The organism is Pseudomonas flavocrustae (genome assembly GCF_029872515.1).
Lineage (GTDB): Bacteria > Pseudomonadota > Gammaproteobacteria > Pseudomonadales > Pseudomonadaceae > Chryseomonas > Chryseomonas aestiva.
On the sequence record NZ_JAPDIQ010000001.1, the window covers coordinates 495,323 to 517,620 of the forward strand.

At 67.3% G+C, this 22,298-nt stretch carries 22 protein-coding genes and 2 pseudogenes; 11 read left to right on the forward strand and 13 right to left on the reverse strand.

Annotation, left to right across the window (positions count from 1 at the left end; translation table 11 throughout):
• The first annotated feature begins 5 nt into the window (after positions 1-5).
• The 5 genes from motD (at position 6) to OMP44_RS02350 (ending at position 3,625) form a co-directional block, all read left to right on the forward strand.
• Positions 6-869 carry a flagellar motor protein MotD gene (gene motD / locus OMP44_RS02330; RefSeq protein WP_273861477.1) on the forward strand — a complete coding sequence of 288 codons (864 nt, stop codon included), beginning with the start codon at positions 6-8 and terminating at the stop codon, positions 867-869.
• A 35-nt stretch (positions 870-904) separates the two neighbouring features.
• Positions 905-1,693 (forward strand): ParA family protein, encoded by a 789-nt coding sequence (locus OMP44_RS02335; RefSeq protein WP_208691981.1) that lies wholly within the window; start codon positions 905-907, stop codon positions 1,691-1,693.
• Positions 1,694-1,750: 57 nt separating this feature from the next.
• Positions 1,751-2,656, forward strand: coding sequence for a chemotaxis protein CheW (locus OMP44_RS02340; protein WP_280306240.1), 906 nt, complete (start codon positions 1,751-1,753; stop codon positions 2,654-2,656).
• Between the two features lie 73 nt (positions 2,657-2,729).
• A complete protein-coding gene (locus tag OMP44_RS02345) occupies positions 2,730-3,209 on the forward strand; it encodes a chemotaxis protein CheW (protein WP_007160357.1) in 480 nt (159 codons plus the stop codon).
• Positions 3,209-3,625: a DUF2802 domain-containing protein gene (locus OMP44_RS02350; RefSeq protein WP_133862377.1), complete on the forward strand. Its 417-nt coding sequence runs from the start codon at positions 3,209-3,211 to the stop codon at positions 3,623-3,625. The genes OMP44_RS02345 and OMP44_RS02350 overlap by 1 nt, the downstream gene beginning before the upstream one ends.
• Before the next feature lie 27 nt (positions 3,626-3,652).
• Here OMP44_RS02350 and OMP44_RS02355 read toward each other — a convergent pair whose 3' ends face one another.
• On the reverse strand, positions 3,653-4,576 hold the full coding sequence (locus tag OMP44_RS02355; protein WP_280306241.1) for an aspartyl/asparaginyl beta-hydroxylase domain-containing protein: 924 nt from the start codon (positions 4,574-4,576) through the stop codon (positions 3,653-3,655).
• 170 nt (positions 4,577-4,746) lie between these two features.
• On the opposite strand from OMP44_RS02355, the gene OMP44_RS02360 reads away from it, so the two are divergent.
• Positions 4,747-5,286 carry a DUF2058 domain-containing protein gene (locus tag OMP44_RS02360; RefSeq protein WP_133862375.1) on the forward strand — a complete coding sequence of 180 codons (540 nt, stop codon included), beginning with the start codon at positions 4,747-4,749 and terminating at the stop codon, positions 5,284-5,286.
• A gap of 9 nt (positions 5,287-5,295) precedes the next feature.
• On the opposite strand, the gene OMP44_RS02365 is transcribed toward OMP44_RS02360, so the two are convergent.
• Both OMP44_RS02365 and OMP44_RS02370 read right to left on the reverse strand, forming a co-directional pair.
• Entirely contained in the window at positions 5,296-5,940 is a 645-nt protein-coding gene (locus tag OMP44_RS02365) for a YciC family protein (protein ID WP_280306242.1), read from the reverse strand.
• Between the two features lie 30 nt (positions 5,941-5,970).
• Positions 5,971-6,537, reverse strand: a complete 567-nt coding sequence (locus tag OMP44_RS02370) for a cysteine hydrolase family protein (protein ID WP_280306243.1) — start codon at positions 6,535-6,537, stop codon at positions 5,971-5,973.
• Positions 6,538-6,814: 277 nt separating this feature from the next.
• On the opposite strand from OMP44_RS02370, the gene OMP44_RS02375 reads away from it, so the two are divergent.
• Positions 6,815-7,600, forward strand: a complete 786-nt coding sequence (locus OMP44_RS02375) for a DUF2076 domain-containing protein (RefSeq protein ID WP_273861481.1) — start codon at positions 6,815-6,817, stop codon at positions 7,598-7,600.
• A gap of 58 nt (positions 7,601-7,658) precedes the next feature.
• On the opposite strand, the gene OMP44_RS02380 is transcribed toward OMP44_RS02375, so the two are convergent.
• A complete protein-coding gene (locus OMP44_RS02380; protein ID WP_280306244.1) occupies positions 7,659-8,096 on the reverse strand; it encodes an Lrp/AsnC family transcriptional regulator in 438 nt (145 codons plus the stop codon).
• Between the two features lie 149 nt (positions 8,097-8,245).
• Between OMP44_RS02380 and yedA the strand changes: the two are divergent.
• Both yedA and OMP44_RS02390 read left to right on the forward strand, forming a co-directional pair.
• Positions 8,246-9,153 (forward strand): annotated as a pseudogene (yedA, locus tag OMP44_RS02385) (drug/metabolite exporter YedA).
• 40 nt (positions 9,154-9,193) lie between these two features.
• Positions 9,194-9,859, forward strand: coding sequence for a YceH family protein (locus tag OMP44_RS02390; protein WP_280306245.1), 666 nt, complete (start codon positions 9,194-9,196; stop codon positions 9,857-9,859).
• On the opposite strand, the gene OMP44_RS02395 is transcribed toward OMP44_RS02390, so the two are convergent.
• From OMP44_RS02395 to OMP44_RS02420, 6 genes are read right to left on the reverse strand one after another with little or no spacing between them, the layout of a single operon-like run.
• Positions 9,847-11,427, reverse strand: a complete 1,581-nt coding sequence (locus tag OMP44_RS02395) for a BatD family protein (RefSeq protein ID WP_280306246.1) — start codon at positions 11,425-11,427, stop codon at positions 9,847-9,849. The genes OMP44_RS02390 and OMP44_RS02395 overlap by 13 nt on opposite strands.
• The gene (locus OMP44_RS02400) at positions 11,424-13,097 is read right to left on the reverse strand and encodes a tetratricopeptide repeat protein (protein ID WP_273861485.1); all 1,674 of its coding nucleotides are present in this window, start codon (positions 13,095-13,097) and stop codon (positions 11,424-11,426) included. Before OMP44_RS02400 ends, OMP44_RS02395 begins: the two co-directional genes overlap by 4 nt.
• Positions 13,094-14,092, reverse strand: a complete 999-nt coding sequence (locus tag OMP44_RS02405; RefSeq protein WP_273861486.1) for a VWA domain-containing protein — start codon at positions 14,090-14,092, stop codon at positions 13,094-13,096. Before OMP44_RS02405 ends, OMP44_RS02400 begins: the two co-directional genes overlap by 4 nt.
• Positions 14,085-14,579, reverse strand: a complete 495-nt coding sequence (locus OMP44_RS02410; RefSeq protein WP_158896749.1) for a DUF4381 domain-containing protein — start codon at positions 14,577-14,579, stop codon at positions 14,085-14,087. The genes OMP44_RS02405 and OMP44_RS02410 overlap by 8 nt, the downstream gene beginning before the upstream one ends.
• A complete protein-coding gene (locus tag OMP44_RS02415; protein ID WP_133862364.1) occupies positions 14,576-15,514 on the reverse strand; it encodes a DUF58 domain-containing protein in 939 nt (312 codons plus the stop codon). The genes OMP44_RS02410 and OMP44_RS02415 overlap by 4 nt, the downstream gene beginning before the upstream one ends.
• Before the next feature lies 1 nt (position 15,515).
• Positions 15,516-16,475 carry an AAA family ATPase gene (locus tag OMP44_RS02420; protein WP_133862363.1) on the reverse strand — a complete coding sequence of 320 codons (960 nt, stop codon included), beginning with the start codon at positions 16,473-16,475 and terminating at the stop codon, positions 15,516-15,518.
• Positions 16,476-16,792: 317 nt separating this feature from the next.
• On the opposite strand from OMP44_RS02420, the gene OMP44_RS02425 reads away from it, so the two are divergent.
• Positions 16,793-18,883, forward strand: a complete 2,091-nt coding sequence (locus tag OMP44_RS02425; protein ID WP_280306249.1) for an LTA synthase family protein — start codon at positions 16,793-16,795, stop codon at positions 18,881-18,883.
• Positions 18,884-18,941: 58 nt separating this feature from the next.
• Here OMP44_RS02425 and OMP44_RS02430 read toward each other — a convergent pair whose 3' ends face one another.
• The 3 genes and pseudogenes from OMP44_RS02430 to OMP44_RS02440 form a co-directional block, all read right to left on the reverse strand.
• Positions 18,942-19,157, reverse strand: coding sequence for a cold shock domain-containing protein (locus OMP44_RS02430; protein WP_166655908.1), 216 nt, complete (start codon positions 19,155-19,157; stop codon positions 18,942-18,944).
• A 120-nt stretch (positions 19,158-19,277) separates the two neighbouring features.
• Positions 19,278-19,709, reverse strand: a pseudogene (locus OMP44_RS02435) (cold shock domain-containing protein membrane protein); the annotation flags it as partial.
• A 43-nt stretch (positions 19,710-19,752) separates the two neighbouring features.
• On the reverse strand, positions 19,753-20,223 hold the full coding sequence (locus tag OMP44_RS02440; protein WP_132832088.1) for a Dps family protein: 471 nt from the start codon (positions 20,221-20,223) through the stop codon (positions 19,753-19,755).
• Positions 20,224-20,434: 211 nt separating this feature from the next.
• On the opposite strand from OMP44_RS02440, the gene aspS reads away from it, so the two are divergent.
• A complete protein-coding gene (gene aspS / locus OMP44_RS02445) occupies positions 20,435-22,210 on the forward strand; it encodes an aspartate--tRNA ligase (protein ID WP_133861231.1) in 1,776 nt (591 codons plus the stop codon).
• The last annotated feature ends 88 nt before the right edge of the window (positions 22,211-22,298 follow it).

The following is a 22,298-nucleotide window of genomic DNA, read 5'->3' on the forward strand; positions in this document are numbered from 1 at the left end:
GCCGCATGCCTCGTCGCCGCCGCCGTCCCGAAGAACACGAGAACCACGAACGCTGGCTGGTCTCCTACGCGGACTTCATTACTCTGCTGTTCGCCTTTTTCGTGGTGATGTATTCCATCTCTTCCTTGAACGAAAGCAAGTACAAGGTGCTTTCGGACAGCCTGTCGGGCATCTTCAGTCAGCCGGAGCGCTCGCTCAAACCCATTCCCCTCGGCGATCAGCGTCCCGCGGGCGTGACACCCACGGTGATGGACGCCAGTGCCGCTCAGCCGGCCAGGGGCACCCCCAGTGACCCGCTGCAGCAGATCGCCGACAGCGTGCGCGCCACCTTCGGCGATCTCATCGCCGGCGACCAGTTGAACATCAAGGCCAGTGAGATGTGGCTGGAGATCGAACTCAGCTCCAATCTGCTGTTCGCCAGCGGCGACTCCCTGCCGAGCAATCCCGCCTTCGGCCTCATGGAGAAGGTGGCCAAGATTCTGGCGCCGTTCAAGAATCCGATCCAGGTACAGGGCTATACGGACGACCGCCCCATCAGCACGGCGCTGTATCCCACCAACTGGGAACTGTCTGCGGCGCGGGCGGCCAGTATCGTGCGGCTGCTGATCGGCAACGGCATCGCGCCGCAGCGCCTGGCCGTGGTGGGCTATGGCGCCTATCAGCCGGTGGTCGACAACACCAGCGACGTCAATCGCGCCCGCAATCGGCGCGTGGTTCTGCTGATCTCGCGCAATCTCGACCTGTTTCGGCCACAGAGCACCTTGCAAAATTCGTCGACTGGCACACAATCTGCAGCATCGCCTGGAGAACCGGCGCCCGGGGTGGCGCCTGTCAAATCTTCGTCGCCGGCCACCAAGCCGGCACCTTGACCCGGCTGGTCGTGTCGTCGGGAGGAAGTCTGCACATGAGAGTCTGGGCTGTCGCCAATCAGAAGGGTGGGGTGGGCAAGACCACCACCACCGTTGCCCTCGCCGGGTTGCTTGGCGATGAAGGCAAGCGCGTCCTGCTGGTGGATCTCGATCCCCACGGCTCCCTGACGAGCTATTTCGGTCAGGATCCGGACAGCCTCGAACACAGCGCGTTCGACCTGTTCCAGCACGGTGGTCAGGTTCCGGAGGGCCTGCCGAAGCGGCTGCTGCTGCCCACCAGTCATCCGCAGCTGTCGATGCTGCCGTCCAGCACGGCGCTGGCTACCCTGGAACGTCAGTCGCCCGGCCAGAGCGGCCTGGGCCTGGTGATCTCCAAAAGCCTGGCACAGCTGTGGAACGACTTCGATCATGTGCTGATCGACAGTCCGCCGTTGCTCGGCGTGCTGATGGTCAATGCCCTGGCGGCCAGTCAGCATCTGGTGATTCCGACCCAGACCGAGTTCCTCGCGCTCAAGGGGCTCGAGCGCATGGTCAACACCCTGACCATGATCAACCGCTCGCGCAAGCAGGCGCTGCCCTACACCATAGTGCCGACCCTGTTCGACCGCCGTACCCAGGCCTCCATCGGTACGCTCAAGGTGCTGCGCAGCACCTATCCGGCGCAGCTGTGGCAGGCCTTCATTCCCATCGATACGCGGCTGCGCGACGCCAGTCGTTCCGGGCAGGTGCCGTCGCGCCACGAGGTGAACAGCCGCGGCGTCATTGCCTACCGGGCGCTGCTGCGGCATCTGCTCGACGGCGCGCCCAGCAGCCAGGTCGCCTGATTCAAGTTTTCCACCCTGCCGGCCGATAGGCTGGACAACTCACCCACGTAGATCGCCATGAGCCAACCGACGTCTCTCGACAATCGTCCTCAGCGTGTCCTCCAGGGCTATCTCGATGCCCTGTTGCTGGACGCGTTCCTGGAACTGCCGACCGCCGAATCCACGCCGGTCGTGGCTTCCGTGGTGGCACCGGCGGCGCCGATCGCCAGCGTGAGCGAAGACGAATTCGCCGCCGCGGTGCGCGAGGAGCTCGAACGGGATGCCGCGTGGCAACCCCGGGTCGTGCCGCTGGCAGCCCGCCGTGCCGGCGTCGCCCTGCCCGAGGTGCTGCAGCCTGCAACCCAGGTGCCGTTGCCGCCGGAAACCGACATCGAGCTGGACTGGCGTGTCCCCGAACTGGCCCCCGCCGCCGAGCCGGCGCGTCCGATGGTGGAGGGCATTGCTCTCGGTACCCCGGCGGTGCAGCCCGCCGCCGCGGCTGGCGTACCGCCCGGCGCCGTGCACCTGGAAGGTCGCCCCGAGTGGGGCGAAGAACCCTTCGAATGCCTGCTGTTCGACGTGGCCGGCCTGACCCTGGCCGCGCCCCTGGTGTGCCTGGGCTCCATCTACCCGCTGACCGACGAAGAGTTGACGCCGCTGTTTGGTCAGCCAGACTGGTTCCTGGGCCTGCTACCCTGCCAGGCAGGCAACCTGCGCGTGCTCGACGCGGCGCGTTGGGTAATGCCCGAGCGCTACCGCGACGACTATCGCGAAGGCCTGAAATTCGTTATATCGCTGCAAGGCCTGGACTGGGGCCTGGCCGTGCATGGCGTCAGCCATTCGGTACGGCTGGATCCCGCCGAGGTCAAATGGCGGAATCAGCGCGCTACCCGGCCGTGGCTGGCCGGTACGGTGATCGATCAGATGTGTGCGCTGCTGGATGTGGCGGCGCTCGCTGAACAGGTGGTGGGTGGCCGTCGCTAGGGCTGCCCGCTGCAACTAACCGGCGGGTTCGCCCGCTTCGCCGCACGTGCGGTATTTGACGAGGCTAGGGAACATGAAAAAAACGTCCGCACAGGGTTCCGAAGATCCGGTCCTGCAATGGGTCACCTTCCGCCTGGATAACGAGACCTACGGCATCAACGTGATGCAGGTCCAGGAAGTCCTGCGCTACACCGAAATCGCTCCGGTCCCGGGTGCGCCGAGCTACGTGCTGGGCATCATCAACCTGCGCGGCAACGTGGTGACGGTGATCGACACCCGTCAACGCTTCGGTCTGCTGCCTACCGAGGTCACCGACAACACCCGTATCGTCATCATCGAGGCCGACAAGCAGGTCGTCGGCATCCTGGTCGACAGCGTGGCCGAGGTGGTCTATCTGCGGCAGTCGGAGATCGAAACCGCACCGAACGTCGGCAATGACGAGTCCGCCAAGTTCATCCAGGGCGTGTGCAACAAGAACGGCGAGCTGCTGATCCTGGTCGAGCTTGACAAGCTGATGACCGAAGAAGAGTGGTCGGAGCTGGAAAGCATCTGATGCTCGTCGGGCTGATCCTGCTCAGCGTTGCCCTAGGGCTGGCCTGTGCCGGCCTCGGTGGTTGCTGCTGGTTGCTCTGGCAGCGCCAGCAGCAACAGGCGGCCAAGCTGGCCGAGCGGGAGGCCCTGGTCGACAAGCGCATGCAGATCCTGCTCAAACGCCTGGAAACCTACCAGGCCGGGCAGGTACGCATGGGCGAACAGGTGCAGGGGCTGGCCCAGGTGGTGGCACCCTTGCCCGATCGCCTGACCCAGATCGAGCAGAGCGATCCCACCAGTCTGTCGTTTTCCCAGGCGGCACGCCTGGTGGGGCTGGGCGCCAGCGCCGACGATCTCACTCAGGCCTGTGGTCTGTCACAGGCCGAAGCTGAGCTGGTGGCGCGGCTGCATCGGCAGCGCCAGCAGCGTTCCGGCTGATCAGGCCGGTGGCGCAGGATCGCTGCCTCAGCTGACGATCCAGTGGTAGAGCGCAATCACTACCAGTACCGCCAGCACTGGCTTGGCGATGCGGTAGGCCTTGGGATGGCGCCGCTTGAACTTCTTCACGCCACCCCCGATGCGATCCCCGAACCTCTTGCTGAAGGCATAGGCCTGGTTGATGCCGCCGACGCGCTCCCCTTCGACGTTCTGCGGCGCCGTGGCTCTGCCGAGGAAACGGCTGACCGCCTGATTGACGCGGGTCAGCAGACGGTTGCGCAGCGGACGCTCGACGTCGCAGAAGAGGATGACCCGGGTCTGATCGGTCTCGTTCTTGACCCAGTGCACGTAGGTTTCGTCGAACATCACGTCTTCGCCGTCGCGCCAGGCATAGGGCTGGCCGTCGACATAGATGCGACAGGCGTCCGAGTTCGGCGTGGCCAGGCCCAGGTGGTAGCGCAGCGAGCCGCCGAAGGGATCGCGATGGGGGTTCAGATGGCTTCCACCCGGCAGCAGGGCGAACATGGCGCCCTTGACGTTGGGGATCTGCCGCACCAGTTCGACGGTCCGCGGGCAGAGCGTCTGGGCGGAAGGTAGCGGCTCGCCGTACCAGGTCAGGTAAAAACGCTTCCAGCCCTTCTTGAAGAAGGAACCGAAGCCGGCGTCATTGTCCTTTTCCGCGGCGCGGATATAGCCCTCGTCGAACAGCCGCAGGGCTTCGACGCGAATCTCCTGCCAGTTGTCCTTGAGCACGTCCAGCTCGGGAAAGCGGCTGCGATCCAGATAGGGCTTGGACGGCACGCTGGAGAACAGGTACATCAGGGCGTTGTAGGGGGCGAACACCGCCGAGTGGTTGACCAGCTGGCGCAGGAAAGGCAGCCGAGCGCGTCCGCGAAGGTGGACGAAGAGCACGCTGGCGACGAAGAGCAGGACGATCGCGAAGGTAATCATGGGCGAATTGTGATCGGCAGCGCCCGAACCAGGGGCGGATAGGTAATGACCGCATTATTTCACCCCAGAGAAAGGCTTGCACTCGCTTCGTCGGCTGCGCAGGATGGACACCCTGGCGCGCGGCCGCTTTCGAGTCGCGCCCCCTTGGATGATCTAGACGAGTCGTATCGATGAGCATGTCCCTACGCGACCAGCTGCTGAAAGCTGGATTGGTCAATGAAAAGCAGGCCAAGCAGGCCGTCAAGCAGAAGCAGAAGCAGACCCGCATGGAGCATCGCGGGCAGACGGAAAAGGACCGCTCCCAGGAGCTGGCTGTCCAGCAGGCCCAGGCGGAGAAGCTGGCCAAGGACCAGGAGCTCAATCGCGCTCAGGAAGACAAGAAGAAGCGCAAGGCCGAGCAGGCACAGATCAAGCAGTTGATCGAGACCAGCCGCCTGCCCAAGCTGAGCACCGAGGACTACTACAACTTCGTCGACGACAAGAAGGTCAAGCGCCTGTCGGTCAACGTCATGATGAGAGACAAGCTCAGCAAGGGCAGTCTGGCCATCGTGCGCTACGAAGGCCGCTACGAGGTGGTGCCCCGGGCTACCGCCGAGCGCATCCAGGAGCGCGATCCCAAGCGGGTGGTGCTGCTCAACGTGCAGAGCGGCGAGCCGGATCCGGACGATCCCTATGCCGCCTATCAGGTTCCGGATGACCTGATGTGGTAAGTGGCCAGGTCAGGCGTTCTGCCTGACCAGCATGTAGATGCGGTAGACGGCGATGCTGGGGATCAGCTGCAGGAAGCCCGAGAAGGTCTGCAGTGCGATCTCCGTTACCGCGGCCTCGGCGAAATGCCGGGTGATCCAGGCGTCGAGCAGCCAGGCCGGCAGGACCGTGGCCAGGATGCACGCCAGCAGGGTGAAGAAGTGCCCGCGGCTCAGCCGGAAGCTGCCACGCAGGGCGTCCAGCGGCGCCCGTCCCTCCAGCACCAGCAGATTCTCGGCGAAAGCCAGCTTGGCCATGATCAGAAAGCCCGGCACGATCAACAGCGAGAAGCCCAGCATCACCAGCCCCGAGGTCAAGGCCGCGAGGAGGGCGAAGCGTGGCCAGAGCAGCAGGGCGGCGCCCCACACGCCGCTCAGGCGCGGGGTATTACCCTGGGTGCGTGCCTCCAGAAAGATCAGCAGGGCGGCGGTGTACAGCGGATAGCAGAGCAGGCTCACCAGCATGTCCCACAGGCCGCCACTGGCGCCGAAGCGTTCCAGCACCTGATAGCGCAGCAGGGCTTCGAGCAGCAGCCAGGGCAGGGTGAGGACGGCCAGGGGCCGCAGATTGCGGGCAAAGAAAGACAGCGAGTCGCGCAGGATATCGACAGGGTTCATGCAGCTCTTCCAGACGGGCAGGAGGGCAGTCTAGCAGGGCGACCCGTTCGTCCGCAGACGTTCGAGCATGGCCGCGCTGGAGGTGACGGTGGCGTATTCGCCGTGCAGATTGGCCATGGCCATCGCATGGACCTCCTCGGCGCTGCGCGGCCGACCGGCGAAGTCGGTCTTGGCGAAGGTGTAGCAGGCGTCTTCGGCGACCCAGGTGGTGAAATCCAGATTGCCGGCGCTGCGCGCGGTGGCCTCCACCGAGTTCTCGCTAGCCACGCCGCAGATCAGCAGTGAGGCTATGCCGCGCTGGTGCAGCCAGCGCTCCAGGCCGCTGTTGGCGAAGGCGTCGGGGACCTGCTTGTCGAACACCGTCTCGCCGGGCAGCGGCGCCAGCGCCGGCTGGAATTGCACGCCGGGCTGTCCCGGCCAGAACACCGAAGTCGGACTGCGCGACAGGTGCCGGACGTGCAGCAAGGGCGCTCCGGCCTGGCGCCAGGCCGCCAGCAGGTCGCCCATGCGCAGCTCGGCGTCCGGGTGGTTGCGTGGGCCCAGATGGGGCGCGCGGATCCCCTGTTGCTGGTCGATGAGGATAAGCAGCGGCTGCATGGGCGAGTCTCGCGGGCAAAGCGGCAGACTCCCCCAGCACAGGCCGGTTGTCCAGTCACCGGCGCGGCGCTGGAACTCGTCACCCCGCTGTCCCTTCAGAAGAGTGATGCCAAGGCGGGGAGGGCTGGCTGAATCCGCGCTGAACATAGCGCGTGTCCTGCTTGAAAAGCTGCTACAACGCCTCTATCTGGCATAGCAGCGCAGGCTGCTGCGCCTTTCGATATCCAGGCCGTTCCCAGGGGAAGGCCGCCAGTAGACCGTCTGCGGGAGGGTCATCATGCAACGCGAAGAAAGCCAGCTGATCGAAGGTCTGTTCGACCGTCTCAAGACCACGGAAGCCCAGACCGCACCCCGTGACCGGGAAGCCGAGGCGCTGATCCAGCAGCGCCTGCGCGAGCAGCCCGCGGCTCCCTATTACATGGCCCAGGCGATGCTGATCCAGGAGGCCGCCATCAAGCGGCTGGACCAGCGCGTCAAGGAGCTGGAAAGCCAGATGGCCCAGGTCCAGCAGAATCGTCCAAGCAGCGGTGGCTTCCTCTCCAGCCTGTTCGGCGGTGGCAGCAGCCAGGCAACGGGCGGTCAGGCACCGGCCAACGCCGCGCCGTCGCGCGGCTGGAATGACCCGGGTCCGGCAGCGCCGCGTCCCGCCAATCCGGGTTATGCCCAGTCCAATCCCGGCTATGCCCAGCCCGCACCCGGCTATGGCGCGCCCCAGGCCGCGCCTTCCCGCATGGGCGGCTTCATGGGCGGTGCGCTGCAGACCGCGGCCGGGGTCGCCGGTGGCGTGCTGGCGGCCCAGGCTATCTCGGGCCTGTTCCATCACTCGCAACCCGAGGAGATCGTCAACGTCATCAACGAGACCCCGACCGCCGACCAGGGCCTGGCCGATGCCGGCTCCCAGGGAGGCTGGGCGGACAACGCCAGCTACGACAATGGCGGGGGTTTCCAGGATGCCGGTGGTTTCCAGGATAACGCCGGCTTCCAAGACGCCGCCGACTATGGCGATACCGGCGGTGGTAGCGGCTTCTTCGACGACAGTGGCGACGACGATTCCTTCATCTAGGGGGTCGTACTCCGCCAGCCCTGGTGCCGTGAGGCGCCGGGCTTTTTTATGCGCGTCTTCAGCTGGGCATGAGCGGCAGCGGGCGCTCGAAGGGCGTCGACAGCACCACCACGGTCCGGCTCATGCCGAATCGGGTCAGCTGATCGATGAGGCTCTCCAGTTCGCCCATGTCGCGTACGGCGACCCGCAGCATCAGGCAGTCTTCGCCCGTGACCCGGTGACAGGCGAGCAGCTGGGGGAGGGCCTCAAGCTTCTTCAATACCGGGCCCTGACTGGTGCTGTGCAGGCGCAGGGAGATCAGGCATTCGGTGCCGTAGCCCAGGGCGCGGCGGTCGATACGGGCGCCATAGCCGGTGATGATGCCGGTGTCTTCCAGCTTGGCGACTCGTTCGGCGATGGCCGGGGCGGAGAGGTTCAGCCGGCGCCCCAGCTCCGCGTAGCTGGCGCGGCCGTCCACCAGCAGCAGGTCGATGAGCCGACGATCAATATGGTCCATGTCCGTTTCCCTGCCTTCGAATCGAAGGTCTCCATCCCTAAAGTATGCTGAATCAAAGGCTGGTCGGCCGTTTCTCTCTTGACTGTATCTTAGCCGGCGCCTCACGCGCTTCTACAATGGCAGCCTGACCCCTCAGGAAGCTCTCGCGCATGGACACCTCCGCCTCGCCCTGCCTCGCGCCGCCACGCCTGCCCAGCTGGCTGCCGCTGCTGGCAGCCTTCTTCGCGCTCTATGTGGTCTGGGGTTCCACCTATCTGGTGATTCGCATCGGCGTGGCCCATTGGCCACCGCTGTTGATGGCGGGGCTGAGGTTTCTCATCGCCGGGAGTCTCCTGCTGGGCTGGTTGCGCTGGCGCGGGGCGCCCTGGCCAACGGCGCGCGAGACCGCCGCGGCCGCGGTGATCGGCATCCTGCTCCTGGGCGTCGGCAACGGCGGGGTGACCCTGGCCGAGCATTGGGGCGTGACTTCCGGTATCGCCGCCTTGTCGATCGCCACGGTCCCCTGTTCACCCTGCTGTTCGGTCTGCTCTGGGGGCAGCGCAATACCCTGCTGGAATGGGCCGGCATCGCCCTGGGCCTGGTGGGGATCGCCCTGCTCAATCTGGGCGATACCATGAGCGCCACGCCGCTCGGGGCCGCGGTGATCCTGCTCGCCGCGGCGGCCTGGGCCTTCGGCTCGATCTGGAGTCGCTACCTGCCATTGCCGCGTGGCGCCATGGCCAGCGCGGTGGAGATGCTGGTGGCGGGCGCGGTGCTGCTCGGCGCCAGCTACCTCAGCGGCGAGCGCCTGCAGCACTGGCCGGCCCTGGGTGGCTGGCTGGCGCTGGGCTATCTGGTGGTGTTCGGCTCGCTGATCGCCTTCAGTGCCTATCTTTATTTGCTGGGGCGGGTACGGCCGGCGGCCGCCACCAGCTACGCCTACGTCAATCCGGTGGTGGCGGTGCTGCTGGGTACCCTGTTCGCCGGAGAACGGATCGGTGCGGCCGAAGCGCTGGCCATGCTGGTCATCGTGGGCGCGGTGGTGCTGATCGGGCTGCCGCAGTGGCGACGGCTTTGAGAGCAGGCTAGGCTGGCGAGTCATCCAAGCGGAGTCCGCCATGAGCCAAGCAGTCACCCCCGCCTTTGCCGAAGAGCCGCTGGAGGCTACCGAGATCCGCGTCCTCGGCAGTCTCATCGAGAAGCAGCTGACCACCCCGGAAAGCTATCCCCTGACCCTCAATGCCCTGGTGCTGGCCTGCAACCAGAAGACCAGCCGCGAGCCGGTGCTCAACCTCACCCCGGGCGAAGTGGGGCAGGGGCTGCGACGTCTGGAGGAACGCGGCCTGGCCCGCCTGGTCATGGGCAGCCGGGCGGATCGCTGGGAACAGCGGCTGGACAGGGCCCTGGAACTCCCTCCACCCCAGTGGGTGCTCTGCGCCCTGCTGTTCCTGCGCGGGCCCCAGACCCTGGGCGAATTGCTGGCCCGCAGCGGCCGGATGCACGCCTTCGATGATATTGAGCAGGTGCGCCACCATCTGGAGCGGCTGATCGCCCGCGGCCTGGCCACCGGCCTGGGGCGACAGCCTGGCCAGCGCGAAGAGCGTTATCTGCATCTGTTCGGCAACGCGGCAGAGCGCGATGCCCAGGTCGCGCAGCTGGGTAGTGCCGCCGAGAGCGCTACCCCTGCCGGCGGACGCGAAGGCCGGCTGGAGGCGCTGGAAGACCGCATCGCCGCCCTCGAAGAGCGGCTGGCGCAGTTGGAAGAAGCCGCTCAGCGCGGATAGAGCGGTGGCAGGGTGTCGTGCACGGCTGCCGGCGTCAGCGGCGGCAGGGCATTGATCGCCTGCCAGAGCGTTTCGCCCTGCCAGCGCTGACCGGCTTCGCTATAGAGCGCCCCATTGAGGTCGTCGAGCGCGGCGGCCAGGGGCTCGAAACGTGCCCCCATGGCCGCCAGGGTTTCCGGTTGCTGTCGGGCCCAGGCGTCCAGGGCGTGACGGGTGACGTGGGGATCGTTGCTCTGGCAGGCGCGGCGCAGCTCTTCGCGCTGCAGGCGGCTGTCGAGATCGGGCACGGTCGGCAACACCGCCGGCTGACGCCGGGCGCGCCACCAGAGGCCGAAGCCGAGCAGGGTGGTCAGGGCGAAGAAGGCCGTCGCCAGCTGCCAGCGCCAGAGTCCCCGGTCACTGCCGGTGATCTTGGCCGCCGCTGATGCCACCGGTTGCAGCGTCGGATCCTCGGCGACCACCAGGGGCTGGGCGGGCAGGGTGGCGCGTTCGAGGGTATCGGTCTCGGTGTTCCACCAGACCACCTCCACCGGCGGCAGGACCTTGTCACCCGTGGATGTGGGAATCAGGGCGACCCGTTCCTCGCGTTGCCCGACCAGCCCGCGCGCCTGGGTCTGCAGCGACAGCCGCGGTTGCTCGGCATAGCGCTTAACGCCCTCGATCTCGGGCAGCACCAGCGGGGGGAGCTGACCGGGTGCCAGGCCTTCGGCACGCAGCTGCAGCGTGCGGGTCAGGGCGCTGCCCTCGCGGGCGTCTTCCGGCGCGGGATTCCATTGTTGCGTCAGGGTTAGGCTGCGCGCCGGCACCCAGGGCGTCTGCGCCGGATAACTGGCCGGTTGTGGCAGAACCTCCAGGGTCAGCGCCGGGGTGCGCAGCTGGATCGGCTGGCCAGCGCGCGAGCTGTCGTCGAGGCCACCGGCGAGGGTGGCGCTGAAGGTCTGGGGCGGCAGCACCAGGGTACCGCTCTGCAGCGGATGGATGGCGTAGCGCCATTCGATCACGCCATGCCGTACCCCCTCGACGTCGCGCTCGTAGACCTGGGGGGTGCCGAGCAGATCCACCCGCGCATCGCTGGGATTGGGCGGGGTGAGCACATGGTCGTCATAGAGCGCCACCGCGTGGTAGAGGCGGATGGTCAGGATGGTCTCCGCCTGCACATAGAGCCGGGTGCGCTCCACCGCGGCTTCCAGATAGACAGGGTCGCGGGTCTGGCGCCTGGCGGCGGTGGCCTCCACGGTAACGGTCAGTGGCTGGCTGCGGGCGCCGTCCAGGGTCAGGGCGGGAATGGTCAGGGCGCCACTGGCTTTGGGTTGCAGGGTCACGTTCCAGCGCGTGGTCACCCGCTCACCGGGCGGCAGGCTGTTCTGCCGCACCCCGAGCACGCGGAAGTCCTGCTCGAGCGGGCCGAGATCGGGCTTGCCGAACTGGGCGGGGTCGGTGGTCTCGAGGATGAGCTCCAGCGTCTCGTTCTGACTGAGCTGGTTGCGCTCCAGACGGGCGCTGAGATCCGCCGCCTGAAGCAGGGGCGCGAGCAGCGCGAGGGGCAGCAGCAACGGATAGGACTTCATTGCAGCGCGTTCTCCTCGCGTTGTTGTTGCTGGTACCAGAACTTGCGGCGCAGCAGCTCGGCCGGGTTGTCGGGGATCTCCCGCAGCCACTGTTCGGCCGCCTGACGCTGTTCTTCCGCCAGGGGATCTTCGGCATAGGCGGGACTGACGAGCCAGTCCGCGCCGGCCTGGGCCTGCTGCTGCGGGCTGGCCGCGGCGGTTGCAGCGGACGGCGGGGTACCGCTATTGGCCGGTTCGTCCGCCTGGGTGCTGCTCTGGCTGGCGTTCTGCGCCTTGCGACTGCGGGCGGCGGCCTCGGCCTGGGCTGCGGCGCGTTGGGCGAGCAGACGTTCGAGGCGATTGCGATTGCGCAGGGCGGGGGTCAGATCCGGGCGCAGCACCAGTGCCGCCCGGTAGGCGCGCAGGGCCTCTTCCAGGCGTCCGGCCATGGCCAGGGCGTTGCCGCGATTGTAGTGGCCGTCCGCCGACGGATCCCGGGCGAACGCCGCGGCGGCGCCGCTGAAGTCGCCGGCGCGATAGAGCGCCACGCCGCGCCAGCGCTCGTCGCTGAAGAGCTCGGCGGCCGCGCCAGCCTGGTCGTCGGTCAGCAGCTGCAGGGCCTGCTGGTCGCGCCGCAGCCAGAGGTCGTCCCAACTGCCGGCCTGCGCCGGAGGGGGCGTCAGCAGCAGACAGAAGGGCAGGCTCAGCAGCCAGCCGCGGCGCGCGCCGCAGGCGACCAGGAGCAGCAGAGGCAGCAGCAACAGGTAACCCTGGTCGCGCCAGTCCGCGGGGGCCCGGCCGTCGCTGGCTCGCACAGCGCCGGGACGCTCCAGCAGGCCGAGACGGCGCAGGTCGCCGTCGTCACGCTGCAAGCGCTGATAGTGCCCGCCCAGTGCCTGGGCGACGCCCTGCAGGTGGCCTTCGTCCAGTCGAGCGATGCGGATGCCGCCGGCGGCGTCGCTCAGGTAGTTGCCGGTCTCGGCGGCCACCGGCGCGCCCTGGGGCGTACCCGGGCCGAGGATCGCCAGCTGGCGCAGTCGACCCTGCAGCTGGCGCTCGATACCCAGGCGCTCGCGGTCGTCCAGGTCGCTGGCGATGAGCAGCAACCGGGCACTGGCGCTGGGCGCCGGACCGAGCAGCTCCAGGGCCTGGGCGATCCCCAGGTCGGCGCGCCGCCCGGGCACCGGCATGATCGACGGCCGCAGCGCCTTGAGCAGGTTGTCCATGGTCGGCAGGTCGTCGGTCAGGGGCACCAGGGTGTGGGCGCTGCCGGCATAGACGACGATGGCGGTCTCGCCGTCCTGGCGCGCCTTGAGCAGATCCTGCAGCTTGCGCTGCACGGCCAGCAGGCGGTTCGGGGTGACGTCGGTGGCGAGCAGGTCGGGCGTCAGCGCCAGCACCACCACCAGCGGATCGTTGCGGCGAAAGCTCTGCGCTTCGCCCTGCTGCCAGCTGGGGCCGGCCAGCGCCAGACAGGCCAGCACCCCGGCCAGGCCCAGCAGCACCAGGCCAAGGGGCGAGCGCTGGCGATCGCTGTCACTGAGCAGCCAGGGTTGCAGCGCCGGAGGCAGCAGCGCCTGCCAGTGCCCGTGGCGATGCCGGCGTCGGCGCAGCGAGCCGATCACCAGGGCGACCGGCACCAGGGCCAGTAGCCAACCGGGACGCAGGAACAGCGGCAGCCAGTCGTTCATCGGGCCTTGCCTCCACGCTGCCAGCGCTGCGGCCACGGCAGGCGGCCGAGCGCCAGGGCCAGGCCGAGCAGCAGCGCCCCGGCCAGCGGCCAGGGATAGAGTTCACGGGTGGGACGGGCCTGGTCCGGCTGCTGGCGGATGGGTTCGAGCCGATCAAGCTGGCGCGACACGGCGGCCAGTTCGATGCTGGATCTCACCCGGAAATAGGCGCCGTTGGTGACCTCGGCGAGGTGACGCAGCATGGGTTCGTCGAGATCGCTGGGTGTCGCGCCGGCGCCCAGGGTGTCCGGATCGGCACCGATACCGAGGGTATAGACGCGTACCCGCTCGCTGGCCGCCAGGCTGGCCGCCACCTCGGGCGTCACCACGCCGCCGTTGCTGGCGCCATCGGTGACCAGGATCAGGGTGCGGCTGTTGTCCGGCCGCTTGCGCAGGTGCTTGACCGCCAGGCCCACGGCGTCGCCCACCGCCGTGTTGCGCCCGGCCAGGCCGATCTGGGCTTCTTCGAGGAGGGCATGCACGGTGCGTCGGTCGGCGGTCAGGGGCGCCTGCAGATAGGCCTGGGAGCCGAACAGGATCAGGCCGACACGATCGCCCTGGCGACTGTCGATGAAGCGGCCGAGCAGTTGCTTGACCAGCGTCAGGCGGCTGACATTCTCGTCGCCCAGCGGCATGTCCGGGGTGTCCATGGACCCGGAGACGTCCACCGCCAGCAAGAGGTCGCGCCCGCTTACGTCCAGCGGCTGGGGTGGTCCCACCCATTGCGGGCGCGCCGCGGCGGCCAGGATCAGTAGCCAGCCCAGCAGAAAGGGCAGCAGGCGGCGAGTGCCGCTCAGGCCGCCGGTGTGACGGATGCGTCCGCCCAGGTGTTCGAGTTCACCGAGGAATTCCACGCGCAGGGCCGCCTGGCCGCTGTCGGCCGCGGGCAACAGCACGCGCAGCGCCCAGGGCAGCGGCAACAGCAGCCACAGCCAGGGCCAGGCGAATTCAAACATGCTTGCGGATCCAGGTGGCGACGGCGTCCTGCAGGCCGTCGATGACGCGGTCATTCAGGCGGCAGTCCGGGCGATAGCCGCCGTCCACCAGAATCATGTAGCGCGTCAGGCCGGCCGCCGGGCAGCGCGAATCGAGAAAGGCCAGCCAGTCGCGGCCGCTCAGGGTCTGGCTGAGCTGATCCGGATAGCTGGCGCGGCAGAGGCGCTTGAGCAGCGCATTCAGCGCCTGCAGCCAGGGTCCGGCCGGCGCGCCATAGGGACGCGGCAGGCGGGCCAGTTCGGCCAGGGCGGTGGTACGCAGATCCTCTTCGGTGGTCGCCTCGACGGGGAGCGCGCTGTCCAGCGGCCGCCGGCCGCGACGGTGGCGCAGAAAGAAACCCAGGGCCACCACGACCAGCAGCAGCAACCACCAGCCCGGCGCCGGTGGCCACCAGGCCGGTTCCGCTGGCAGCCGCAGCGGCTCCAGCGTCGGCAGGCCGGAGGTCACGAGGTGTACCCCGGGCGATGTTGCCGCAACAGGTGCCGCAGCTGTTCGACCAGATCGTCCGCCGTGGACAGCGGCAGCAGCGGAATGCCCAGGCGCAGGCTGAGTTCGGTCCAGCGTTCACGACGCTGCGCGGCCTGCTCGGCATAGCCCTGGCGGACGTCGGCGCGATCGGTATCCAGCTCCACCTCGGCCTGGCCGCTGGTGAAACGCAGCAGGCCGGCCTGGGGCAATGCATGATCCAGCGGATCGGAGAGCGGCAGCAGGACCAGGTCACTGTGCCGCGAAAGCAGGGTGAGGTGCTGCTCGGTGGCCACGTCCAGGCTGCGCTCGTCGCAGATCACCAGCGCCAGGCTGCCGGGACGCAGCACCTCGCGAGCACGGCGCAGGACCTGGTTGAAGGTGATGCGCGGCACCTGGGCCAGGGCCGGGTCCTGCAGCGCCCGATTGGCGTTGACCAGGTGATCGAAGAAGCGCAGCAGATTCTGCTTGCTGCGCCGTGGGCGCACCTCGTGCAGGCGTTCGCCGCCGAAGATCATGCCGCCGATACGGTCGTTGTGCTCCAGTACCGCCCAGCCGATCAGCGCGGCCAGCCGCCCGGCCAGCACCGACTTGAATTGCTGGCGGGTGCCGAAGAAGGTGCGCGGACTCTGCTCCAGCAGGAGATAGACCGGGCGCTCGCGCTCTTCATGGAACAGCTTGGTATGGGGTTCGCGGGTGCGGGCGGTGACGCGCCAGTCGATGGCCCGGACGTCGTCGCCGGGCTGATAGGCGCGCACCTGGTCGAAATCCACCCCGCGGCCGCGCAGGCGCGAGTGGTGCAGGCCGATCAGCGGGCTGCGGCGTCCGGCGGCGGAAAACAGCTGCACTTCGACCACCCGGTGGCGCATTTCGATGAGCTCGGCCAGGCTCAGGGTCACGCCGTTGCGCTCGGCCATCTCAGGCCACGGCCACCAGATCGAGGATGCGCTGCACCACCCGGTCGTGATCGATACCGGCGGCTTCCGCCTCGAAGGACAGGATGACGCGGTGGCGCAGGACGTCGAAGACCACCGCCTGGATATCCTCCGGGCTGACGAAGTCCCGCCCGGCCAGCCATGCATGGGCGCGGGCGCAGCGATCCAGGGCGATGGAGCCACGCGGGCTGGCGCCATAGGTGATCCAGTGCGCCAGGTCCTGGTCGAAGCGCCCCGGGGTGCGGGTCGCCATGATCAGCTGGACCAGGTATTCCTCCACGGCATCGGCCATGTACAGCCCGAGCACCTCGCGACGAGCCGCATTGATCTCCGCCTGGGTGACGCGCTCGGTTGGCAGGGTCTCGCCGTCCAGCGCTTCGCCACGGGCCTGGGCCAGGATGCGACGCTCCACGGAGGCGTCGGGGTAGCCGATCTTGACGTGCATCAGGAAGCGATCGAGCTGGGCCTCGGGCAGCGGATAGGTGCCTTCCTGCTCGATGGGATTCTGGGTGGCCATCACCAGGAAGAGGTCGGGCAGGGCATAGGAGGTGCGGCCGATGCTCACCTGGCGTTCGGCCATGGCTTCCAGCAGCGCGGACTGCACCTTGGCCGGCGCCCGGTTGATCTCGTCGGCCAGCACCAGATTGTGAAAGATCGGCCCCTGCTGAAAGGAGAAGGTCGCCGTGTCCGGGCGATAGATCTCGGTGCCGGTGATGTCGGCCGGCAGCAGGTCGGGCGTGAACTGGATGCGGTGGAAATCGGCCTCCAGGCCTTCCGCCAGGTCCTTGATGGCCTTGGTCTTGGCCAGCCCCGGGGCACCTTCCACCAGCAGATGACCATCCGCCAGCACCGCGATGAGCAGGCGCTCCACCAGGGTTTCCTGGCCAAGGATCTGGCTGGTCAGGTAGGTGCGAAGCATCTGCAGAGCGTCACGGTGAGCCATGGGACATCCTGAATACGGCACTGGAGCGGTCAAGGGTGCTGGATTTTACTGCAAGCGGCGGCTGCCGCCCATGCCTGTGCTGACGTCGCAACCAGAGCAGTCCTTGACGAAATTTTGACGAGCTCCTGCTCAGGCTGGGCGATCGACGGCGCGGTGGAGGTCTCGCTTCGGCCAAGCCCGAGCGGCCAAGACTGGCGCGATCGCGCCGGAGGGTTAAACTCCCACGCCTGCCGACCGCGCCCGAGGCCTCTGCGTGGCCGATCCCGAGCCGCTGGCCACGCGCCGCGAATCCCTGCTGCTTTTGACAAGGTGTTTTCATGTCGCAAACGGAAGTCCCCCAATCCCCGCGCACCCCCGGCATCCGCCCGGTGCCGACGCTGGGCAGCCACCTGAGCTTCGTCCTGGGCTGCGGCCTGGCGCTGCTGGTCATGTTCACCCTGCTGCGCCTGGCATTGCTGGCCTACAACACCGACCTGATCGGTGATTCGCCCTTCGCCACCTTCGCCGAGGCCTTCTTCAACGGCGCCCGCTTCGACCTGCGCCTGGTGGTCTATATCTGCGTGCCCTCGCTGCTCTGCCTGTTGAGCGCCAGAGCCATGGCCGCGCGCCGGTTGCAGGCCGGCTGGTTCACCCTGGCCGCCAGCCTCTGCCTGCTGCTGGGCGTCGGCGAGCTGAATTTCTATCGCGAATTCCACCAGCGCCTGAACAGCCTGGTGTTCCAGTACATGCAGGAAGACCTGCACACCGTCACCAGCATGATCTGGAACGGCTTCCCGGTGGTGCGCCTGCTGCTGGCCTGGGCCGTGGCGACCCTGCTGCTGGGCCTGGTGTTCTTTGGCGTCGAGCGGGCCACACGGCGTCATGTCGCGGCGCGACCGGCCGCCTGGTATCGCCGGGGCGCGGTCTTCATGCTCTGCCTGGTGGTAGCCGTCATCGCCGCCCGTGGCACCCTGAGGTCCGGGCCGCCGCTGCGCTGGGGCGACGCCTATACCACCGATTCGATGTTCGCCAACCATCTGGGTCTGAACGGCACCCTGACGCTGATCAATGCCGCCGAGAACAGCTTCTCCGATCATCGCGACAACAGCTGGAAGGCCACCATGCCGGCCGCCGAGGCGCTGGCCACCACCCGGCAGCTGCTGCTGACCCCGCGTGACGAACTGATCGATGCCGACAAGGCTGCCGTCCGCCGGATCTACACCCCGCCCACCGACGGCCAACTGCCCAAGGTGCGCAACGTGGTGGTGATCCTCATGGAAAGCATGGCCGGTCGCTATATCGGCGCCCTGGGCAACGAAGACGGCATCACCCCCAACTTCGACGCCCTGGCCAAGCAGGGCACGCTGTTCACCCGCTTCTTTTCCAACGGCACCCATACCCACCAGGGCATGTTCGCCACCATGGCCTGCTTCCCCAATCTGCCGGCCTTCGAGTACCTGATGCGCATGCCCGAGGGCGCCCACCAGTTCTCCGGTCTGCCGCAACTGCTCAGCACCCGCGGTTTCGACGATGTCTACGTCTACAACGGCAACTTCCAGTGGGACAACCAGTCCGGCTTCTTCAGCAACCAGGGCATGACCCGCTTCGTCGGTCGCGAAGACTTCGTCAATCCGGTGTTCATGGACCCGACCTGGGGTGTCTCCGACCAGGACATGTTCGACCGCTCCGTGCAGGAACTGGACGCCCTGGCCAAGGCGCCGGACGGCAAGCCCTTCTATGCGCTGCTGCAGACCCTGTCCAACCACACCCCCTATGCACTGCCCAAGGACCTGCCGGTCACGCCGGTCACCGGCCACGGCTCGCTCGACGAGCACCTCACCGCCATGCGCTATGCCGACTGGTCGCTGGGGCAGTTCTTCGCCAAGGTCAAGCAGGAACCCTGGTACCAGGACACCCTGTTCGTCATTGTTGGTGACCATGGCTTCGGCAACAACGAGCAGATCACCGAGATGGACCTGTCGCGCTTCAACGTGCCGCTGCTGCTGATCGGTCCGGGCGTGCAGGAAACCTTTGGCGCCCGTCGCGACACCGTGGGCAGCCAGATCGACGTGGTACCCACGGTACTGGCCCGCTTCGGCAAGCCGACCCAGCACCAGTGCTGGGGCCGCGACCTGCTGGGCCTGCCCCAGGGCGATCCGGGTGTGGCGGTGATCAAGCCCTCGGGCAGTGACCAGACCGTGGCCCTGGTCACCGGCGATCGCATCCTGGTCAAGCCGCGTGATCGCGATGCCGTGCTCTATCGCTATCACCTGGGCACCCAGGCCGGTGGCGAGGTGCTCAAGGGCGACGCCAGCGCGCCCGAGCTGCAGAAGCGCCTGGAGGCCTTCATCCAGATCGCCACGGCAAGCCTGCTCGGCAACACCACTGGCATGAACGACAGCAAGGCAGCGGCCGCCCAGCGGCAGTAGCCTCGCGCGCCCATGAAAAAGGCCGCCCATGGGCGGCCTTTCTTTTGGCTGGTACGGATCAGGCCGCGATGATCACGTCCTCGGCCTGCAGACCCTTGTCGCGCTGGATCACCGAGAACTCCACGCGCTGGCCTTCCATCAGCACCCGATGGCCTTCGCCACGGATCGCGCGGAAGTGCACGAAGATATCGTCGCCGGTATCGCGGGAGATGAAGCCGAAGCCCTTGGAGGTGTTGAACCACTTCACCGTGCCGCGCTCGCGGTCATCGGCCAGCGGGCGTGCCGGGGCGGCCGCAACGGGCGCCGGACGCGCCGCCTGGCGCGGGCGTGGCTCGGCATCGACCACCGGCGCGCTGCCGGCCTGGCCGCGAAACTTCTCCGGCAGGCTGGCCAGGGCGGCGACCAGGGTCAGCGCCAGCGGCAGCAGCTCGGCCGGCAGGCCGCCGATCTGCTCGAGGGGCGCCAGCAGGATGAAGGTCTGGGCCACGACGGCGAGCACCAGCAGGACACTGGCGAGTTTCTGGGCGCCGCTGCTGCGGCTACGGGAGAAGGGTGTGAAGAGGAGGGTGGCAAGACCCAGCAGGGCCAGGTGGATGGACTCGGGTTGATCGAAGGACGAGGTATCGGACTGCAGTCCGGGAATCGCCGATAACAGGAGCGCAGCAGCGCCCACCACGACATGGACAGTAGATAACGTGTTCAATGTGAAATCACCTTGGGATAGATAACACGGGTCTGCCGAAACTGCCGGAGCGGTGCCCGACAGCGGAATGACCCGGCGCGAAAAGCGCGTCCTTATTAAACCCAAAAGGTGAGGGCCGCTCAATCATGGCACCGTCGCGGGCCGTGGCCCGCGACGGTAGCCGGACTCAGGCGGCCAGCAGGCTGCGCAGCATCCAGGCGGTCTTTTCGTGGGTCTGCATGCGCTGGGTCAGCAGATCGGCGGTGGGCTCGTCGCTGACCTTGTCCAGCAGCGGGAAGATGCCCCGGGCGGTCCGCACCACGGCTTCCTGGCCCTGCACCAGCAGCCGGATCATCTCCTGGGCGTCCGGTACGCCTTCCTCTTCCTTGATGCTCGACAGCCGGGCGTAGGCGGCATAGGTGCCCGGCGCCGGGAAGCCGAGGGCGCGAATGCGCTCGGCGATGTCGTCCACGGCGACCGCCAGCTCGGTGTACTGGGTCTCGAACATCAGGTGCAGGGTGTTGAACATCGGCCCGGTCACGTTCCAGTGGAAGTTGTGGGTCTTCAGATACAGGGTGTAGGTGTCGGCCAGGAGGCGCGACAGGCCCTCGGCGATCTGGGCACGATCCTGTTCGGCGATTCCGATGTTGATTTCCATGCTGACGGCTCCTGTGCGTCGGTTGCGAAGGGCTCCGAGGCTATCACAGAACTGCTGGCCGTTTAGCCAGTGTTCGCGTGTCGAGCTGCGCGCCCGGCTACGGTAAAATCGTGACGGATGATATAGAATCTCCCGTTCAGTCGAGCACCCGGCCCTGGCGGCCCGGTGCCTCCACGCATTCAGCCTGTTCTAGAGAAGCGAAACCACGACCATGATGCGCAGCCACTATTGCGGCCAGTTGAACGAGAGCCTGGACGGCCAGGAAATCACCCTCTGCGGTTGGGTCCACCGCCGCCGTGACCACGGCGGGGTCATCTTCCTCGACATCCGCGATCGCGAAGGCCTGGCCCAGGTGGTGTTCGATCCGGATCGCGCCGAAACCTTCGCCAAGGCCGACCGCGTGCGCAGCGAATATGTCGTCAGGCTCACCGGCAAGGTGCGCCTGCGTCCCGAAGGCGCGCGCAATGCCAACATGGCCTCCGGCGCCATCGAGGTGCTGGGCTACGAGCTGGAAGTGCTCAACGAAGCGGAGACCCCGCCGTTCCCGCTCAACGAGTACACCGACGTCGGTGAAGAGACCCGCCTGCGCTATCGCTTCATCGACCTGCGCCGTCCGGAGATGGCCGAGAAGCTCAAGCTGCGCTCGCGCATCACCTCCAGCATCCGCCGCTACCTGGACGAAAACGGTTTCCTCGACGTGGAAACCCCGATCCTGACCCGCGCCACCCCCGAGGGTGCCCGCGACTACCTGGTGCCCAGCCGCACCCATCCCGGCAGCTTCTTCGCCCTGCCGCAGTCGCCCCAGCTGTTCAAGCAGCTGCTGATGGTCGCCGGCTTCGATCGCTACTACCAGATCGCCAAGTGCTTCCGTGACGAAGACCTGCGTGCCGACCGCCAGCCGGAATTCACCCAGATCGACATCGAGACCAGCTTCCTCGATGAAAAAGACATCATGGACATCACCGAGACCATGGTGCGCAACCTGTTCAAGGAAGTGCTGGACGTCGAATTCGGTGAGCTGCCGCACATGACCCTGGCCGAAGCCATGCGTCGCTTCGGTTCCGACAAGCCGGACCTGCGCATCCCGCTGGAGCTGGTGGACGTGGAAGACCAGCTCAAGGACGTCGACTTCAAGGTCTTCGCCGGTCCGGCCAACGATCCCAAGTGCCGCGTCGCCGCCCTGCGGGTACCGGGCGGGGCGAGCATGCCGCGCAAGCAGATCGACGACTACACCAAGTTCGTCGGCATCTATGGCGCCAAGGGCCTGGCCTACATCAAGGTCAACGAGCGCGCCGCCGGCGTCGAGGGCCTGCAGTCGCCCATCGTCAAGAACATCCCGCTGGACAACATCAACGTCATCCTCGACCGCGTCGGTGCGGTGGATGGCGACATCGTGTTCTTTGGCGCGGACAAGACCAAGGTCGTCTCCGAAGCCCTGGGCGCGCTGCGCATCAAGCTCGGCCACGACCTCAACCTGCTGACCTGCCAGTGGGCGCCGCTGTGGGTGGTCGACTTCCCGATGTTCGAGGAAAACGACGATGGCAGCCTGACCGCCATGCACCACCCCTTCACCTCGCCCAAGTGCGACCCGCAGGCGCTCAAGGCCAATCCGGGCGCAGCCCTGTCGCGGGCCTACGACATGGTGCTCAACGGCACCGAGCTGGGTGGCGGTTCCATCCGTATCCACGACAAGAAGATGCAGCAGGCGGTCTTCGAGGTTCTCGGCATCAGCGCCGAGGAACAGGAAGAGAAGTTCGGCTTCCTGCTGGACGCCCTCAAGTTCGGTGCACCGCCCCACGGTGGCCTGGCCTTCGGTCTGGATCGCCTGGTGATGCTGATGACCGGCGCCTCCTCGATTCGCGAAGTCATCGCCTTCCCGAAGACCCAGAGCGCGGCCGACGTCATGACTCAGGCGCCCGGCGCCGTGGATGCCAAGGCCCTGCGCGAGCTGCACATCCGCCTGCGCGAGCAGCCCAAGGCGGAATAGGTCCTATCGGAGGAGGGCGCCCAGGTGGATGCCCTCCGTTTCCCTTTTCAGTGCGCCGCGGCCCTCGCCGCCGGTGCCGTCATCGTCA

What these genes read in the sequence shown, in the direction of transcription:
- motD (WP_273861477.1), top strand. Translation starts at nt 6, where the DNA reads ATGCCTCGTCGCCGCCGCCGTCCCGAAGAACACGAGAACCACGAACGC.
- OMP44_RS02335 (WP_208691981.1), top strand. Translation starts at nt 905, where the DNA reads ATGAGAGTCTGGGCTGTCGCCAATCAGAAGGGTGGGGTGGGCAAGACC.
- OMP44_RS02340 (WP_280306240.1), top strand. Translation starts at nt 1,751, where the DNA reads ATGAGCCAACCGACGTCTCTCGACAATCGTCCTCAGCGTGTCCTCCAG.
- OMP44_RS02345 (WP_007160357.1), top strand. Translation starts at nt 2,730, where the DNA reads ATGAAAAAAACGTCCGCACAGGGTTCCGAAGATCCGGTCCTGCAATGG.
- OMP44_RS02350 (WP_133862377.1), top strand. Translation starts at nt 3,209, where the DNA reads ATGCTCGTCGGGCTGATCCTGCTCAGCGTTGCCCTAGGGCTGGCCTGT.
- OMP44_RS02355 (WP_280306241.1), bottom strand. Translation starts at nt 4,576, where the DNA reads ATGATTACCTTCGCGATCGTCCTGCTCTTCGTCGCCAGCGTGCTCTTC.
- OMP44_RS02360 (WP_133862375.1), top strand. Translation starts at nt 4,747, where the DNA reads ATGAGCATGTCCCTACGCGACCAGCTGCTGAAAGCTGGATTGGTCAAT.
- OMP44_RS02365 (WP_280306242.1), bottom strand. Translation starts at nt 5,940, where the DNA reads ATGAACCCTGTCGATATCCTGCGCGACTCGCTGTCTTTCTTTGCCCGC.
- OMP44_RS02370 (WP_280306243.1), bottom strand. Translation starts at nt 6,537, where the DNA reads ATGCAGCCGCTGCTTATCCTCATCGACCAGCAACAGGGGATCCGCGCG.
- OMP44_RS02375 (WP_273861481.1), top strand. Translation starts at nt 6,815, where the DNA reads ATGCAACGCGAAGAAAGCCAGCTGATCGAAGGTCTGTTCGACCGTCTC.
- OMP44_RS02380 (WP_280306244.1), bottom strand. Translation starts at nt 8,096, where the DNA reads ATGGACCATATTGATCGTCGGCTCATCGACCTGCTGCTGGTGGACGGC.
- OMP44_RS02390 (WP_280306245.1), top strand. Translation starts at nt 9,194, where the DNA reads ATGAGCCAAGCAGTCACCCCCGCCTTTGCCGAAGAGCCGCTGGAGGCT.
- OMP44_RS02395 (WP_280306246.1), bottom strand. Translation starts at nt 11,427, where the DNA reads ATGAAGTCCTATCCGTTGCTGCTGCCCCTCGCGCTGCTCGCGCCCCTG.
- OMP44_RS02400 (WP_273861485.1), bottom strand. Translation starts at nt 13,097, where the DNA reads ATGAACGACTGGCTGCCGCTGTTCCTGCGTCCCGGTTGGCTACTGGCC.
- OMP44_RS02405 (WP_273861486.1), bottom strand. Translation starts at nt 14,092, where the DNA reads ATGTTTGAATTCGCCTGGCCCTGGCTGTGGCTGCTGTTGCCGCTGCCC.
- OMP44_RS02415 (WP_133862364.1), bottom strand. Translation starts at nt 15,514, where the DNA reads ATGGCCGAGCGCAACGGCGTGACCCTGAGCCTGGCCGAGCTCATCGAA.
- OMP44_RS02420 (WP_133862363.1), bottom strand. Translation starts at nt 16,475, where the DNA reads ATGGCTCACCGTGACGCTCTGCAGATGCTTCGCACCTACCTGACCAGC.
- OMP44_RS02425 (WP_280306249.1), top strand. Translation starts at nt 16,793, where the DNA reads ATGTCGCAAACGGAAGTCCCCCAATCCCCGCGCACCCCCGGCATCCGC.
- OMP44_RS02440 (WP_132832088.1), bottom strand. Translation starts at nt 20,223, where the DNA reads ATGGAAATCAACATCGGAATCGCCGAACAGGATCGTGCCCAGATCGCC.
- aspS (WP_133861231.1), top strand. Translation starts at nt 20,435, where the DNA reads ATGATGCGCAGCCACTATTGCGGCCAGTTGAACGAGAGCCTGGACGGC.